We start from the raw sequence: 15969 nt of genomic DNA on the forward strand, positions 1-15969 counted from the left end.
CAGAGGGGAGTCCGCCGGTGCCCACCATGCTCGACGCCGTCGTCGTAGGGGCCGGCCCCAACGGGCTGACCGCCGCCGTGGAACTGGCCCGCCGCGGCCTGTCCGTCGAGGTCTTCGAGGCGGCCGACGGCATCGGCGGCGGCGCCCGGACCGAGGAGCTGACCCTCCCCGGCTTCCGCCACGACCCGTGCTCCGCCGTGCACCCGCTCGGCGTCGGTTCGCCCGCGTTCGCGGACATGCCGCTGGCCCGGCACGGCCTGGAGTGGCTCCACCCCGAGCTGCCGATGGCGCACCCGTTCCCCGACGGGTCCGCCGCCGTCCTCTCCCGGCGCGTGGGCGAGACGGCCGCCTCCCTCGGCGAGCACGACGCGGGCGCGTACCGCCGGGCGGTCGAGCCCTTCCACGGGAAGTGGGACACCCTCGCCCGGGACTTCCTGCGCACCCAGTGGGACGGGCTGCCCGGCGACCCGGTGGGCTACGCCCGGTTCGGGCTGTCGGCGGCCCTGCCCGCGGCCGTGTACGTGCGCCGGTTCCGCGACGCCAAGGCGCGGGCGCTGTTCGCCGGGCTCGCCGCGCACGGCATCGCGCCGCTCACCGGCCTCGGCACGGCCGGCATGGCCCTGATCTTCGCCCTCGCCGCGCACGAACGCGGCTGGCCCGTGCCGCGCGGCGGCTCCCAGGCCATCGCCGACGCGCTCGCCTCGTACCTGCGTGAGCGCGGCGGCGCGGTCCACACCGGCTTCGAGGTGCGACGGCTCGACGACCTGCCGCCCGCCCGCGCCTACGTCTTCGACACCTCGCCGACCGCCCTCGCCCGGATCGCCGGGCTCGGCGACGCCTACCGGGGCTTCCGCTACGGGCCGTCCGTCTTCAAGATCGACTACGCGCTGTCCGGGCCGGTGCCGTGGCGCGCCGAGGCCGCGCGCCGGGCCGGGACGGTGCACGTCGGCCCGACGTACGGGGAGATCCGCGAGGCGCTGAGCGCCGCCATGCATGGACGGGACCCCTCCGTTCCCTTTCTCATCACCGCCCAGCCCAGCATCGTCGATCCCAGTCGGGCGCCCGAGGGGAAGCACACGTTCTGGGTGTACGGGCATGTGCCCAACGGCTGGCGCGGTGACGCGACGGAGGTGATCGAGCGTCAGATCGAACGGTTCGCGCCCGGCTTCCGCGACCTGGTGCTGGCCCGGGCCGTCGCCGGGCCGCCGGCGCTCGCCGCCCGCAACGCCAACTATGTCGGCGGCGATATCGCTTGTGGCTCGGTGGCCGGGTTGCGGCTGCTCGTTCGGCCCAAGCTCGCCCGGGTGCCGTACGCGACCGCCCATCCCGCCGTCTTCCTCTGCTCGTCGGCGACGCCGCCGGGGCCGGGGGTGCACGGGATGTCGGGGCATCATGCGGCTCGGGCGGTGTGGCGGAGGTTGCGGGGCGGACGGTACGGAGCCGCGGGCCGTCCGGCGGAGGGGTGACCGCGCCCGCCGGACGTCGGTGGCCTGATCCTTCCGATCGCCCGGGAAGCGTGAGCGGCGCGTTGCCGCCAGTACGCCCGCGACCTGAGTGATCTCGGGGCTCCCGGGCAAGGCTGCGGCGGGTGGTGCCGCGTGCCCTCCGCTTGCCGGCGGGGCCGTGGAGCCGCCCGGGGGAGCCGCCACCCGGCGCTCCCTCCGGGGAACGCGAGAGAAACGGGTCCGTGATGAGACGAGCACTCGTGGCGGGGACACTGGCGCTGGGGCTGGCCGCGGCCGTGCCGGTCCTGGCCGCCACCCCCGCTTCGGCCCTGGACGCCTTCGAGATCCGCAACGACCGCAGCGGCAAGTGCCTGACCGTGAACGGCGACAACGTCGAGATCCGCACCTGCGGCAACGGTTCGTCGCAGTGGTGGATGTGGGACGGCAAGAAGCTCCGCAGCCTCGCGAACATGCACTGCCTCGACGTCCGCAACGGCGGCATCAACGAGGCCGTCCAGGCGGTCGGGGACTGTCACGGCAACGCCAACCAGCGCTGGTTCTTCTGGAACCGCGAGCTCCACACCGATCTGAACGGACAGATCGCCCAGGTCCAGCGGGCGGACGACACCTGGGACGGTGCGGGGATCAACATGCACGACCCCAACGGCGGCTCCTGGCAGCACTGGTACACCACCCAGGTCTGATCACGAGGGCGTGACCACGAGGGCACGACCACAAGGGGCTGCCCGCGCCGGGCGCGCCCGGACGGGCCGCCCCGCTCCCGCCCGCGGGGCCGCCGGCCGGTCCCTCGCCCGGTCGGCGGCCCGCCGTCGTACGGACGCCGTCACGCCGCCGGCCGCAGGTGGGCGAGCAGGTCGGCGCGGAGCGCCTCCGGGGCGGTGCCCAGGGCCCGGAGCACCTTCACCGTCGACGGGTGGTCGAGGGTCAGGACGCCGAGGACGATGTGCTAGGTGCCGATCCAGTTCTCCTTGCGGGCGAGCGCCTCCCTCAGGGACTGTTCCAGCGCCCGCTTGGCCTCCGCGGCGAACGGGACGTGCGGCCGGGACCCCTTCGGGGAGCGGAACGGCCACCACCGGGACGCCGTCTCGTCGGCCCCACCCGCCCCACTCGTGCCGCTCACCCCACGGTCCAGCGCCCCCGGCCCGAAGGCCCGCTCGGCGCGGGCCCGTACGGCCGACAGGTCGATGCCCAGCGAGCGCAGCGCCTCCGCGTCGTCCTCGTCCAGGGATCCCGTCGACCGGATCGCCTCCCGGCACGCCTCGGGGGTGATGCCGAGACGGAAGAGGGCGGCGCCGCCCAGGGACTGCGGGCGGCCGGCGACGGCGGCGAGCAGGTGCTCGGCGCCGATTCGGGAGTGGCGGAGGAGGCGCGCCTCCTCCTGGGCGCCGATCACCGCGAACCGGGCTTCCTTGGTGAACCTTTCGAACATCGCCGTCTACCTCCGGGCGTGCTTCTTGTGGACTGCCTGCCTGCTCACACCGAGTTGGGCGCCGATCTCCTCCCACGACCAGCCCAGCCTGCGGGCGTTGTCGACCTGGAGTGCCTCGAGTCGTTCGACCAGCCGCCGCAGCGCGGCGACGGCGCGCAGCCCCACGCGGGGGTCGGTGTCCATGGCGGCCTCGGTGGTGCCGACCGCGTCTTTCGCGTCTGTTCCGGCCATATGTCAACCATGGATGACGCGACCGCCGCCTGTCAGCCATCATTGACACGCTCCCGCGGTCGACGCCCATGTCGGATTTCCGCCAGCCCCGGGCGCCGCCGGCACCGATGCTTGACCGCATGCACACCGACTTCGACCGTTGCGTACGGGCCGCGCGGTCCAAGGACCCCCGCTTCGACGGCTGGTTCTTCACCGCCGTCCTCACCACCCGTATCTACTGCCGTCCCAGCTGCCCCGCGGTCCTGCCCAAGGACCGGAACATGAGCTTCTACCCGAGCGCCGCCGCCGCGCAGCAGGCCGGGTTCCGGGCCTGCAAGCGCTGCCGGCCCGACGCGAGCCCCGGCTCGCCGCGCTGGAACGAGCGGGCCGACGTCGTCGCCCGCGCCATGCGGCTGATCGCCGACGGGACGGTCGACCGCGAGGGCGTGCCCGGCCTCGCGGCCCGCCTCGGCTACAGCGCCCGCCAGATCGAACGCCAGCTCCTCGCCGAACTCGGCGCCGGGCCGCTCGCCCTCGCCCGCGCCCAGCGTGCGCAGACCGCCCGCGTCCTCATCGAGACCAGTGAACTCCCCATGGCGGACGTCGCGTTCGCCGCCGGCTTCGCGTCGGTCCGCGCCTTCAACGAGACCGTGCGGGCCGTCTTCGCCCTGACGCCCACCGCGCTCCGGGCCCGCGCCGGACGCGGCCGGCCGGCCGCCGCGCCGGGCACGCTCACCCTCCGCCTGCCGTTCCGGGCCCCGTTCACCCCCGACAACCTCTTCGGCCACCTCGCCGCCACCGCCGTCCCCGGCGTGGAGGAGTGGCGCGACGGCGCGTACCACCGCACCCTGCGCCTGCCCTACGGCCACGGCACCGTCAGCCTCCGCCCGCTGCCCGACCACATCGCCTGCCGCCTCGCCCTCTCCGACCAGCGCGACCTCGCCGGGGCCATCAGCCGCTGCCGGCGCCTGCTCGACCTGGACGCCGACCCGGAGGCCGTCGACGCGCTGCTGGGCACCGACCCGCACCTCGCGCCGCTGATCGACAAGGCGCCGGGACGCAGGGTGCCGCGCACGGTCGACGCCGAGGAACTGGCCCTGCGGGCCGTCCTCGGACAGCAGGTCTCCACGGCCGCGGCCCGCACCCTGGCCGCCCGGCTGGTCACCGCCCACGGCACACCCGTCGAGACGTCCGCCCCGGCCGGCGGGCGGCCCCCGGGCGGGCTCACCCACCTGTTCCCGACCACCGAGGCCCTCGCCGCCCTCGACCCCGCGTCCCTGGCCATGCCGGCCGGCCGCCGCGCCGCCTTCACCCGCCTGGTCACCGCCCTCGCCACCGGCGACCTCGACCTCGGCGTCGGCAGCGACTGGAACCGCGCCCGCGCCCGGCTTGCCGGGATACCCGGCATCGGCCCCTGGACCGCCGACATCATCGCCATGCGCGGCCTCGGCGACCCCGACGCCTTCCTGCCGACGGACCTGGGCGTCCGCCGGGCGGCGGCCGGCCTCGGCCTGCCGGCCACCCCCGGCGCCCTCACCCGCCACGCGGCGGCCTGGCGGCCTTGGCGTGCCTACGCCGTCCAGTACCTGTGGTCGACGGACGACCACCCGGCGGCCCGGATGCCGGGGCGCCCCCGAGAGGGGCGCGTGTGACGGGGGTGGGGTGCTGGGGGTGTGTGGTGTGCCCCGGTCCCTCCCTTTCACCGTTTCTTCCAGGGCTCCGCCCCGGACCCCGGCGCCACGGGCTTCCGCGCCGCGGCATCCGGGCGGGCGGGCCCGCGCCTGCGACGGCCCGGCTCCGCCGAGGGCCGTACGTACCGGAACCGGCTCCGCCGAGGGCTGTACGTACCGGAACCGGCTCCGCCGAGGGCTGTACGTACCGGAACCGGGTCCGCTGCCCTGCCGCGTCCCCGGCAGCAGGGCCTTCCTCCGAAGCCGTCGGCCGCCCGCCGGAACGCGACGCGGGGCCGGGGCCCGGCGCCCGGCCCGACGGCGTACCCTCCGGCAGTACGAGCCCCAGCCGCCCGCCCCGGGAGTCACCCCCACCCACCCATCGAAACGGAAGCGAACGGATCACTCCATGTCCGCCGTAGACACCGTCGCCGTACACACCGTCATCGACAGCCCCTACGGGCCCCTCACCCTGGTGGCCGCCGACGGCGCCACGCTCTCCGGGCTCTACGTCCTCGACCAGCGGCACCGGCCGGGGGACGAGGGGTTCGGGCATCCCGACCCCGCGCCGTTCACCGAGGTCGCGCGCCAGATCGCGGCGTACTTCGAGGGGCGGCTCACCCGCTTCGACGTGCCGCTGGACCTGCGCGGAACCCCGTTCCAGCGCCGGGTCTGGGCCGGGCTCCTGGAGATCCCCTACGGGGAGACGATGTCCTACGGGGAGCTGGCGCGGCACATCGGCGCGCCCAGCGCCTCCCGCGCGGTCGGACTGGCGAACGGGAAGAACCCCGTGTCGATCATCGTGCCCTGCCACCGGGTGATCGGCGCCGACGGCAGCCTCACCGGCTACGGCGGCGGGCTGGAGCGGAAGCGGCGCCTGCTGGAACTGGAGGGGGCGCTGCCGTCAGGGGCGGGGGACCGGCAGGACGCGCTGTTCTGAGGCCGGGACGCGCGGGTCCGCGACCGCGCGACGGCGGGCGTCACCGCGCCGGGAGCGGTATCAGATCGTCGACGACGAGGTCCGGGCTCTCCGCCGGGCCGGTGTCCGCCCTGATCAGGCGGTCCAGGAAGGCGACGACCCCCGCCGTCCCGGTGGCGAAGTCGGCGCTCTCGCGGAGCGCCTGCTCCCCGGGGAAGCCCGTGCCCTCCGCGCTGTCCACCCGGAAGAGGAGGACGCCCTCCGCCACCTTCCAGGCCGCTTCCCGGTAGCGCGGCTCGCCGGTGAACCGCCACACGTCGAGCAGCGCGTTGCCCATCCCCGACAGCCCGTGGAAGAACTGCGGCAGGACGGCGTACTTGTGGTGGACGTTCTCGACGAGGGGGGCGAGCCACCGCTCGAGTTCGTCGTCGGGCCGCACGGCCAGGTAGCGGACCAGTGTGGTGAGGACGCCCGCCGAGCCGAAGTCCCAGTAGCACCGCGCCACGATGGAGGCGTCCGCTTCCGTCTCCAGGGGCACCATGGCCGGGAAGCCCTCGAACTCCGTCCCGTGCCGGACCGCGTACGCCAGGTCGTGCCCGAGGGCGGAGCGGCCGAGGGCGAAGGCGCGTTCGTCGTGCGCCGCCTGCGACAGGCAGAGGAGGAACAGCGCGATCCCGCTGCCGCCGCTCGCGTAGCCCAGCGGTACATTCCCTTCCGCGTCCGGCCAGTACGGGCCCCGGGGGCCGTGGAGGCGGGTCTCGGCGAGCCGTTCGCCGGCCCGGACGGCGGCGTCGAGGAAGTCGTCGCCGTACCCGTCGCGCCAGAACCGGAGGCAGGCGGTCCCGTACCCCGCCAGGCCGTGCAGCACGTCGGCCGAGGCGTCGAGCAGCGGGTGCCGCCCGGCCCGTCGCAGGAGTTCGGCGGCGGCCTCGGGCCGGCCCAGCTCGCGCAGGACCCAGGCGATGCCGGCCTGCCCGAGGTAGAGGCCCGGCGGGTACGCGTCGTCGGTGATGCTCCGGTCGGCCATCCAGGCGGTCAGTCGCGCCGGGACCGCGTCCGCGCCCCCGGCGTGGTGCAGCGTGTGCAGGACGCCCGCGGCACCGTAGGCGACGGAGAGGGGATTGGTCTCGAAGACGGCGGGGTCCGCGGGGAACAGTCGGTCGTCGCGCTCCGGCGTGGCGGTGCGTTCGAGGTAGCGGAGGGCGGAGTTCCGCGTCTCCCGGGCGAGTTCGCGCGTGCCGCGTCGCGGTGGCTCCGGTGACCCCGGTGATCCCGGTGGCTCCGATGGTCCCGGCGACGCCGGTGATGCCGGGGACGGGTGGGGCGCGGGGCGACCGGCCGCCGGGTCCGGAGCGGGGGTTCGGACCGGAGCCGACACCGAACCGGAAGCCGCAGCCGGGCCGGAGGCCGTGGCCTGAGCCGACTCCGGGCCGGAGGCTGGAACCGGGCCGGAGGCCGCAATCGGAGCCTGAACCGGTGCCGTGACGGGCAAGGTGGCCAAGGCCGCGGCGACGTCGTCGATGTCGGGCGCGCGCCCGGACCCCGGCTGCTCCATGAGCGTGTCCAGCAGCTCGACGAAGGGACCGGACAGCCCCAGTTCCGCGGTGAGGTCGTCGAGGAACCGGCGGCGCGACGGCGCGTACAGCTCGGTCATCGCGTTCGCCAGCATGACGCTCCCGAACACCACCGCACCCAGCGCGTAAAGGTCGTTGGCCCGGTCGGCGCCCCCCGACCGCACCGCCTCGGGCATCGCCATGCCCGGCGTGTGAAGGCCGACGGGCGGGTCCACTCCTTCCTCGACGGCGCATTCGAGGTCGATGACGCGGATTCCGCCCTCGTTCGGGACGATGACGTTGTTGAAGGAGAGGTCCCCCAGGACGATGCCATGGCGGTGGGCTGCCCCGATCGCCCGGGCCAGCCGCACCCAGTGGGGGCGGAGGCCGGAGAAGTAGTCGTCCAGAGCGGTCCGGGTGGTCCCCGCCCGGTAGAGCGGATTCGTCCGGATGGTGTGGCGGCCCAGGTGCTCGCCCGGCAGATATTCCTCGACGAGGAAGGTGTGTCCGCCCTCCTCGAAGATCTCGACCGGACGCACGAAGAAGCCGCAGTCGAAGAGGGCGCGCAGGATGCGGTACTCCTTCTCCAGCAGCTCTACGGCGTCGAGGCGGCCGGATCCCACCTCGATGTGCGGCCGGGCTTCCTTCAGCACGACGGGCCGGCCGGTGGACCGGTCGTCGGCGAGGTAGACCCCGCCGCGATTGGAGAAGCCGAATGCCGACGTCACGCGGAACCGCCCGTCGCGGAGTGCCGGCGCCGTCCCGGTCCCCGCCGCAGGCGGTCCGTCCGGGGCGAGCGGGTCGGTCAGCCACTCCGGGAGGTGCCAGTACGGGAGCCGGACGTCGGAGACGTACGATCCGTCGCGGTCGGCGATGACGTACCGGCGGCTGCCGTCCGGCCGCAGCAGCGTCCGTGGGCTGAAGCCGCCGTACCGGTAGTAGACGCACGAGGAACGCGGCCACCTCCGGTCCGAGAGGACGTACGGGCCCTGGAAACCGTCGAGTTCGGCCGCCAGGACGTCTCCGAGACGGAGGAACGCCCGGTCGTCGGGCGGGTAGAAGGTCATGAACTTCCCGCCGGAAGCCCGGGGCCACAGCTTGCCGTTGACCTCGGCCACCGTCCGGGCGTCCAGCAGGAACTTGAACGGCACGGCGGCGTCCACGGCGCATCCGGCCGCTCGCTCCAGGCACGCGGGGGAATCCTGGGAGCGCACCGCCACGTGGATCTTCCAGCCCTGCTCGGGGGCCGTCGCCGACGTGGCGCGCGGCGACTCGGCGACGTACCAGAGGCCGCTGCGGCGGAGCGTCCAGCCGGGGGGCGCGAGGGCCTCGAACACCCCGGCGTGCTCCGGGCCCGGCGTGTACGCGTCCGCGCTCTCGAACCACCTGGGGTGGTACTGCGCGTAGGCGTTGAGGACTGCCCAGTCGTGCATGACACCGCCTCGCGGTCGGCCAGGGGCGAACGTGCGTCGTGGTGCCGGTCGCGGTCGGGCGGCGCCGCTCGCGTGGGACGGCACCGGGACCGGGAACGCCGCGTTCGCGACGGCGGTCGGGGACGCCGTCCCATGGTGGGCACGGTCACTTCAGGGTGGGTCCGGCGCAGCTGTTCTGGTAGCAGGAGGTGAGGCTCACGTAGCCCCTGATCTCCTGGGCGTCACGGCCGCCTCCCGCGTGCGCGAGAAGTACCCTCTGCAGTTCGAGAACCGAGGGCATCACCTGCTGGGCGAGTTCGCCCGCCGTCGTTCCCGACGTGGTCGGTTCCGTCATGTCGTCCACTTCCCGACATCCGACGAATCTCTTGAATGGTGCACCGATGTTGGTCGGTCCGGTGGCACACGGCCCTTCCGGCGGTCGGCGGCTCACCGGCCTCCTGGCCGAGCGCTCGACAGGTACGGATCACCGCATAGAGCGCGGCATCATTTCCAGCGTGCGCCGTGTCGTCCGCGCCCGCAATTCGCGCCACGCGCGCTCCCTCAACTCTCCGGGCTCCCCTCCCACCGCCGCAGCAGCGCCGGCAGCGCCGTCCCGATCGGCTCCCGGATCACCTCGTCCGCCCGTTCGTCGTACGGCGTCGGCTCGGCGTTGACGATGACCAGCCGGGCGCCGTGGTCGGCCGCCACCCCGGCGAGCGCCGCCGCCGGGTTGACCATCAGGCTCGTCCCGACGGCGAGGAAGACGTCGCACGCCTTGGTCACCGTCAGGGCGTCGCCGAGCACGGCGGGGTCCAGCGGCTGCCCGAACATGACCGTCGCCGACTTCAGGATGCCGCCGCACTCCTCGCACGCCGGGTCCGGTTCACCCGCCGCGACGCGCTCCAGCGCGGCCTCCATCGCCGACCGCGCGCCGCACTCCGTGCAGACCACCGACCGGGCGGAGCCGTGCAGTTCGAGCACCTTGCGGTCGGGCAGACCGGCCGCCTGGTGGAGGCCGTCCACGTTCTGGGTGATGACGCGGACGGGGGTCCCCGAGCGTTCCAGCCGCACGATCGCCTCGTGGGCGGCGTTCGGGCGGGCCCGGAGGGTGGGGGCGTCGCGGCGCATCAGCCAGGAGCGGCGGCGGATCTCCGGATCGTTCATGTAGTACTCGTAGGTGACGAGCTTCTCCGCCTCCGGGTCCCGGCGCCAGAGGCCGTCGGGGCCGCGGTAGTCGGGGATGCCGGAGTCCGTGGAGACGCCTGCGCCGGTGAGGATCGCCACCAGGGGGTTCTTCGCCATGCGGCGAGGGTACGCAGTGGTGCCGCGCGGGGCGAGCGGAATTCGTCCGGCCGCCCCCGCGCCCCCGGAGCGCCCGGCGGGCGCCGCCCTCAAGCGCCCGCGGGCCCGGAGTCGTCCGCCGGCAGGCTGTCCATGAACGAACTCACCGAGAACACCGCCCGCCCCGGCCCCGCCGGTCCGTACCCGGGCGGCGACGTCAGGCCGAACTCGTCCATCGTCGCCCGGTAGGTCTGCAGCAGCCGGATGTGGTACTCGAGCGGCGCGCCCTGCGGGTTGGAGCGGCCGAGCGGGGTCGTGGGCTCCGGGCACCAGGTGGTGAAGCGCGGGGTGATGCCACGCGACATGAAGAACCGCAGCCCCTCCGCCGTCGAGTCGACGGCCTCGCCGACCGTCGCGAACCCGGCCGGTGCCGCCATCTCCACGCCCGCCACGAAGTTGGGGATGACGTTCCGCGGGCCGAAGACCTCGGCCGAGTCCAGGATGCGGCGGTGCCACTCGTCCCGGCCGACGTAGCGCTCCTTGCCCGGGCAGTACAGCTCGAACAACCGCCGGTCCCACACCTCGTAGTTGGGGTGGTAGATGCGGATCCCGTAGTCGTGGAACCGCTGGACGTCCGCCTTCGGCAGCGCCTGGGCGACGACCTTCCCGGTCCAGCGCCCGGGGAAGCGCTCCTCGATCGCCTGCGCGTAACGGCCGTAGAAGTCCGCCTCGGTGAGCCCGTCCACCCGCGAGGTGATGGAACCTCCGGTGAGGGTGTACGCGCGCGAGGCGCCGGCCGTGTCGTGCTTGTCGATGATCTCCAGCGCCTCCAGTACCTCCTCCACCGACTTCACGCCCGTGTACGGGCGGCCGGCCGCCTTGTGCTGGCGCCAGTTGTGGTTGATGTCGCAGTACTGGCACTCCTCCTTGGCACCGAAGTACTGGCAGACCCGGAAGACCGTCAGGTAGATGAGGTAGCCCCACTGGATGGTCGGGGCGACCTCCATCACCGACTTCCCGTTGGCGAGCGTGTGGCGGTAGTAGTCCGGCATCGGCGGCAGGCCCACGTCCGCGATGTGCCGGCCGTCCAGCATCAGGCCGAGCGCACCCTCAGGGGTGACCCCGACGCGGTACGGGGACTGGGGATTGACCCGTACGGAGACGACGGTGCGCCGCAGCCCGTAGGGGCCGCCGGTCAGCACGATCTCCTCCGGCGGCCGGCGCAGCGCGGCGGCGCCCAGCTCGGGGAGGGTGCGGTGGTCGAAGGAGAAGATGAAGTAGGACTTCGGTTTGACGTCGCCGCCCTCCTCCCCGGCGAGCGCGGACTCGTCGAAGGCGATCCCGCCGCGCAGCAGGTCCTCCTTGATGACGGCTTCCCGCGGCACCCCGGGGAAGCGGTCCATCAGGTCCTCGACCTCTTCCGTACGGCTGCGTCCCATGACCGCTCCCTCTCCGCGTCCGTCCCTCGTGTCCCGCACCGCCCCGGCCGACCGGTTTCCCTGGCCGGATCGAGCCGGATCGAGCCGGATCGAGCCGGATCGAGCCGGATCGATCCGGTTCAGGCCGGGAAGTCACCGCCCCGGCGCGGGCAACGACGCGCAACGGAGTGCGCCGGGGCGGCACTTGCGCCGCCCGGAACGGCCTCGCGGCATCCCTCGGAAGCCCCGGCGCCGACCGGGCAGCACCCCGCCGATGCTAGCGCGCGGGCACGGGACGCCCGGGTCCTAGGTCTTTCGGCCGGCATGGCCGGCATGGCCGACACGGCGGACACGGCGGACACGACGGACGGGACGGACAGGACGGGTAGGACAAGGCACTACGAGCGCGGCGGGCACCGGCCCATCCGTCACCGAACCGCGCTCCCGGTCCCCGGCACCGGCACCTCGCCCCCCGCCGGGGCCCCCTCCCGCAGGGGACGGTGGTGCAGCCAGTCCAGTACCTGCTCCGCGTGGCGGTCCGGCGGGAACACCGGGTAGAAGACGTGCTCCACCCGCCCGTCCAGTACCACCAGCGTCAGCCGGGTGAACAGCCGTTGCCCGCCCGCCTCGAAGGTGGGCAGCCGCAGTTCGTCCGCCAGCCGCAGCGCCGGGTCGGAGAGGACGGCGAACGGCAGGCGCAGCCGCTCGACGACTTCCCGCTGGTAGGCGGTGTCCTGGCCGGACAGGCCGTAGACCCGCGCCGCGCCGGCGGCCGTGAGTTCCTGGTGGTGGTCGCGGAAGCCGCAGGCTTCCGGGGTGCAGCCGCGGGCTCCCGGGATGGCGTTCCAGCCCTCGGGGAGGTCGGTGCCGGGCCGTCCGGTGAGCGGGTACACGTAGATCACGGTACGGCCGGGGCCCAGCGCGTCCAGGCGGACGGACCGGCCGTCCGTGTCCGGGAGTTCGAGGGGCGGCAGGGCCTGGCCGGGCAGGGTGTCGCAGGCGCCGTCGTCCTCGGGGACGGGCAGTCCGGCGGGCAGGCGGGTGATGTCGTGCATGGCGTCTCCCTCAGTCGTGGTGGGTCCGGGGTGCTCCTGTGGGTCGGGAGCGCAGCTGTCGCGGTGGGCGGCCTCGTGCAGCCGGGCGGCCAGCGCCGCGCGGCGGGCGGCGAGGGCGTCGATGCGGCGGGTCAGGTCGTCGATCGCCGCCCGGTAACCGGCCAGTGAGGCCGGGCAGTCGTCGGCGTGCGGGCGCCCGGCCGCCAGGCAGTCGAGGAAGGGACGGGTGTGCTCGACGGCGATGCCGAGCCCGTTGAGGTCGCGGATCTCGCGGATGACCCGCACGTCGTGCTCGTCGTAGTCCCGGTAGCCGTTCGCCAGCCGGGCGGGGGTGACCAGGCCCAGTGCCTCGTAGTACCGCACCGCCTTGACCGTCGCGCCCGCCCGCCGCGCGGCGTCCCCGATCCTCACGACCCCGTCCTCATATTCCCCATGACCGCCTCCGCTCTCGTCCCCCGGAGGCTAAACCCTGCCCCCGGGGGCAGGGTCAACCCGTCACGACGACCGGCCGTCGTCCCCGTCCCCCCGCTCCCGCGCGCTCTCCGCCACCCGCCGCAGCCGCGGGTGGCGGACCGGCCCCTGCTCGGTCATCGCCTCCCCGATTATCGTCCGCAGGGCGTCCCGCAGCCCGTGCAGCGCGTGGTGCCGGGCCGGGCCGGCACCCGGGTCCGCGCGCAGCTCGGTCAGCAGCGACCAGCACAGCGCCAGCATCACCAGGACGAACGGCAGCGCGACGAGGATCGTCGCGGACTGCAGCGACTTCAGCCCCCCGGCCACCAGCAGCACCGCCGCCACGGCGGCCATCAGCACGCCCCACGTGACCACCAGCCAGTTCCGGGGGTGCAGGGCGCCGCGGCTGGTCAGGGAGCCCATCACCAGGGACGCGGAGTCGGCGCTGGTGATGAAGTACGTCATCACCAGCAGCATGGCGATCCACGAGACCAGGGTGGCCAGCGGCAGCGTGTCGAGCAGGGCGAACAGCGACGCCTCCGCGCCCTCGGCGACGGTCCCCGCCATGTCGGCGGCGCCGGTCATGTCCAGGCGGAGGGCGCTGCCGCCCATGACGCAGAACCAGACGATCGTCGCGCCGCTGGGCACGAGCAGCACGCCGATCAGGAACTCGCGGATGGTCCGGCCGTGCGAGATCCGGGCGATGAACGTGCCGACGAACGGTGCCCAGGACAGCCACCACGCCCAGTAGAACACCGTCCAGGCGCCCAGCCAGGCGGAGTCGGTGAAGGCCCCGGTGCGGGTGGCGAGGGTGACCAGGTTGTGCAGGTACGAACCGGTGGCGGCGGGGACGGCGTTGAGGATGAAGACGGTGGGGCCGAGGAGGAAGACGAACAGCATCAGGCAGGCGGCCAGCGCGATGTTGAGCGTGCTCAGCCACTTCACGCCCTTGTGCAGGCCGGAGAAGGCGGAGAGCACGAACGCGGCGGAGAGGGCGCCGATGACGACGAGTTCGACGGACGTGGAGTCCTTGACGCCGGTGGTGATGTTCAGTCCCTTGGCCACCTGGAGGGCGCCCAGCCCCAGGCTGGTGGCGGTGCCGAAGACCGTCGCGAACACGGCCAGCAGGTCGATGATCCGGCCCGGCCAGCCGTCCGCCCGCTCCTCGCCCAGCAGCGGGACGAAGACGGAGCTCAGCCGGTTGCCGCGGCCCTTGCGGAAGCCCGCGTAGGCGAGGGCGAGCCCGGCCATGCCGTAGATGGCCCAGGGGTGCAGCGTCCAGTGGAAGAACGAGTACTCCAGCGCGGTGCGGGCGGCGCCCGGCGAGTCCGGGGAGACGCCGCTGCCCGGCGGGGGCGCGACGAAGTGCTGGAGCGGTTCGCCGACGCCGTAGAACATCAGGCCGATGCCCATCCCGGCGCTGAACATCATCGCGATCCAGGCGAGGTTGCCGAACTCCGGCCGGTCGTCGTCCGCGCCGAGCCGGATCCGGCCGAAGCGGCTGAGCGCGATGACCACGCACAGCACGAGGAACACGTCGGCGGCGATGACGAACAGCCACGCGAAGTTCGACAGCACCCAGCCGAGGGCGGTGGTGGAGACCCGGTCGAAGGAGCGTTTGCCGAGCGCCGCCCAGGCGACCACCGCCAGGACGGCGACGGCGCCGACGGCGACCAGGGGCGGGTCCGGGCGGTCGTCCCGCGACGAGGGGGGCGAGGGGGACGCGTCGGTGGTCTCGGTGCTCATGACGCCCCACTATGGCCGGATTGAGGGGATTCCCGGGGCTGGCACGCCGCCCGGGGGCGATGGGCACCGCCCGAGGGGATGGGCACCGCCCCGGCCGCCCGGATAGGGTGCGCGGGCGCGGCGCGGCGCGGCACCGGACGACACCTGGAGACAGAGGGGCAGCGGATGACCGACGCACATGTGCTCATCGCCGCGGACAAGTTCAAGGGCTCGCTGACGGCCGTCGAGGTCGCCGCCCACCTCACGGCGGGACTGCGCCGGGCGGCGCCCGGCCTGGACGTGACGGCACTGCCGGTCGCCGACGGGGGCGACGGGACGGTGGACGCGGTCGTCGCGGCCGGGTTCACCCGCCGGACGGCCCGGGTGACCGGGCCGCTCGGCGAGCCCGTCGAGGCGGCGTGGGCGCTCGCCGGTGACACGGCCGTCGTCGAGATGGCCGAGGCGTCCGGCCTCCGGCACGTACCGCCGGGGCGCCGAGCGCCCCTGACCGCCACCACGTACGGCACCGGCGAGCTGCTGCGGGCGGCCCTCGACGCGGGCGCCCGGCGGATCGTGCTCGGCGTGGGCGGCAGCGCCACGACCGACGGCGGGGCCGGCATGCTCGCCGCGCTGGGCGCGCGGTTCCTCGACGGCTCGGGGCGGCCCCTGGGGCCCGGGGGCGGCGCGCTCGCCGCTCTCGCCCGGGCGGATCTGTCCGGGCTGGACGGGCGGCTCGCGCGGACGGACGTCGTCCTCGCCTCCGATGTCGACAATCCGCTGACCGGCCCGTCGGGGGCGGCGGCGGTCTACGGCCCGCAGAAGGGGGCCTCCCCGGCCGACGTGACGCTCCTGGACCGCGCCCTCGGCCGCCTCGCCGACGTCCTCGACCCCTCCCGGGCCGCCGCTCCCGGCGCCGGCGCCGCCGGAGGGCTGGGGTACGGCGCCCTCGTCGGGCTCGGGGCGGTCTTCCGGCCCGGGATCGAGGTGCTGCTCGACGTCGTCGGGTTCGAGGAGGCGCTGGCCCGTGCGGACGTGGTGATCACGGGGGAGGGGTCGCTGGACGCGCAGACGCTTTATGGCAAGGCGGTCCAAGGAGTCGCCACGGCGGCGCGGGCGCGGGGGGTGCGGGTGGTGGCCGTGTGCGGGCGGCTGGAGCTGGGGTGGGGGGATCTCGTGGTGCTCGGGGTCGGGCGGGCGTACGCGCTGTCCGAGCTCGAACCGGACCCGGAGCGGTCCATGGCGGAGGCCGGGCCCTTGCTGGAGCGGGTGGGGGAGCGGATCGCTCGCGAGGCGCTCGACTGAGTGCCGGGGGAGGGGGCCCCAGACCCGCCCTTTCACCGTTTCCTGGGGGCTGCGCCCCCAGACCCCCCCTTTTCGCGGC

At 74.4% G+C, this 15969-nt stretch carries 13 protein-coding genes; 5 read left to right on the forward strand and 8 right to left on the reverse strand.

The features are described 5' to 3' along the window. Positions 1-17: 17 nt before the first annotated feature. Both J7W19_RS26310 and J7W19_RS26315 read left to right on the forward strand, forming a co-directional pair. Complete coding sequence (locus J7W19_RS26310; protein ID WP_004939461.1) at positions 18-1466, forward strand: phytoene desaturase family protein; 1449 nt, start codon at positions 18-20, stop codon at positions 1464-1466. A 224-nt stretch (positions 1467-1690) separates the two neighbouring features. Next, positions 1691-2149: an RICIN domain-containing protein gene (locus J7W19_RS26315; protein ID WP_078587674.1), complete on the forward strand. Its 459-nt coding sequence runs from the start codon at positions 1691-1693 to the stop codon at positions 2147-2149. Positions 2150-2412: 263 nt separating this feature from the next. On the opposite strand, the gene J7W19_RS26320 is transcribed toward J7W19_RS26315, so the two are convergent. Together J7W19_RS26320 and J7W19_RS26325 are read right to left on the reverse strand one after the other, a co-directional pair. Further along, a complete protein-coding gene (locus tag J7W19_RS26320; protein WP_004939465.1) occupies positions 2413-2895 on the reverse strand; it encodes a Clp protease N-terminal domain-containing protein in 483 nt (160 codons plus the stop codon). 6 nt (positions 2896-2901) lie between these two features. Beyond that, on the reverse strand, positions 2902-3126 hold the full coding sequence (locus tag J7W19_RS26325; protein ID WP_004939468.1) for a hypothetical protein: 225 nt from the start codon (positions 3124-3126) through the stop codon (positions 2902-2904). 119 nt (positions 3127-3245) lie between these two features. On the opposite strand from J7W19_RS26325, the gene J7W19_RS26330 reads away from it, so the two are divergent. Both J7W19_RS26330 and J7W19_RS26335 read left to right on the forward strand, forming a co-directional pair. Further along, positions 3246-4757: an AlkA N-terminal domain-containing protein gene (locus J7W19_RS26330; protein WP_004939472.1), complete on the forward strand. Its 1512-nt coding sequence runs from the start codon at positions 3246-3248 to the stop codon at positions 4755-4757. Positions 4758-5184: 427 nt separating this feature from the next. Continuing rightward, a complete protein-coding gene (locus J7W19_RS26335) occupies positions 5185-5715 on the forward strand; it encodes a methylated-DNA--[protein]-cysteine S-methyltransferase (RefSeq protein ID WP_004939475.1) in 531 nt (176 codons plus the stop codon). Positions 5716-5755: 40 nt separating this feature from the next. On the opposite strand, the gene lanKC is transcribed toward J7W19_RS26335, so the two are convergent. The 6 genes from lanKC to J7W19_RS26365 form a co-directional block, all read right to left on the reverse strand. Beyond that, positions 5756-8680, reverse strand: a complete 2925-nt coding sequence (gene lanKC, locus J7W19_RS26340; RefSeq protein ID WP_004939476.1) for a class III lanthionine synthetase LanKC — start codon at positions 8678-8680, stop codon at positions 5756-5758. A 145-nt stretch (positions 8681-8825) separates the two neighbouring features. Beyond that, complete coding sequence (locus J7W19_RS26345; protein WP_152265658.1) at positions 8826-9014, reverse strand: hypothetical protein; 189 nt, start codon at positions 9012-9014, stop codon at positions 8826-8828. 206 nt (positions 9015-9220) lie between these two features. Then, a complete protein-coding gene (locus J7W19_RS26350) occupies positions 9221-9961 on the reverse strand; it encodes an SIR2 family NAD-dependent protein deacylase (RefSeq protein ID WP_004939481.1) in 741 nt (246 codons plus the stop codon). Positions 9962-10050: 89 nt separating this feature from the next. Further along, positions 10051-11379 carry a radical SAM protein gene (locus J7W19_RS26355; protein WP_004939483.1) on the reverse strand — a complete coding sequence of 443 codons (1329 nt, stop codon included), beginning with the start codon at positions 11377-11379 and terminating at the stop codon, positions 10051-10053. 407 nt (positions 11380-11786) lie between these two features. Then, complete coding sequence (locus J7W19_RS26360) at positions 11787-12824, reverse strand: MerR family transcriptional regulator (protein WP_004939486.1); 1038 nt, start codon at positions 12822-12824, stop codon at positions 11787-11789. Between the two features lie 84 nt (positions 12825-12908). Then, the gene (locus J7W19_RS26365) at positions 12909-14609 is read right to left on the reverse strand and encodes a BCCT family transporter (protein ID WP_004939490.1); all 1701 of its coding nucleotides are present in this window, start codon (positions 14607-14609) and stop codon (positions 12909-12911) included. A gap of 165 nt (positions 14610-14774) precedes the next feature. On the opposite strand from J7W19_RS26365, the gene J7W19_RS26370 reads away from it, so the two are divergent. Next, positions 14775-15890 (forward strand): glycerate kinase, encoded by a 1116-nt coding sequence (locus tag J7W19_RS26370; protein WP_004939493.1) that lies wholly within the window; start codon positions 14775-14777, stop codon positions 15888-15890. The last annotated feature ends 79 nt before the right edge of the window (positions 15891-15969 follow it).

It is taken from the genome of Streptomyces mobaraensis NBRC 13819 = DSM 40847 (assembly GCF_017916255.1).
GTDB lineage: Bacteria > Actinomycetota > Actinomycetes > Streptomycetales > Streptomycetaceae > Streptomyces > Streptomyces mobaraensis.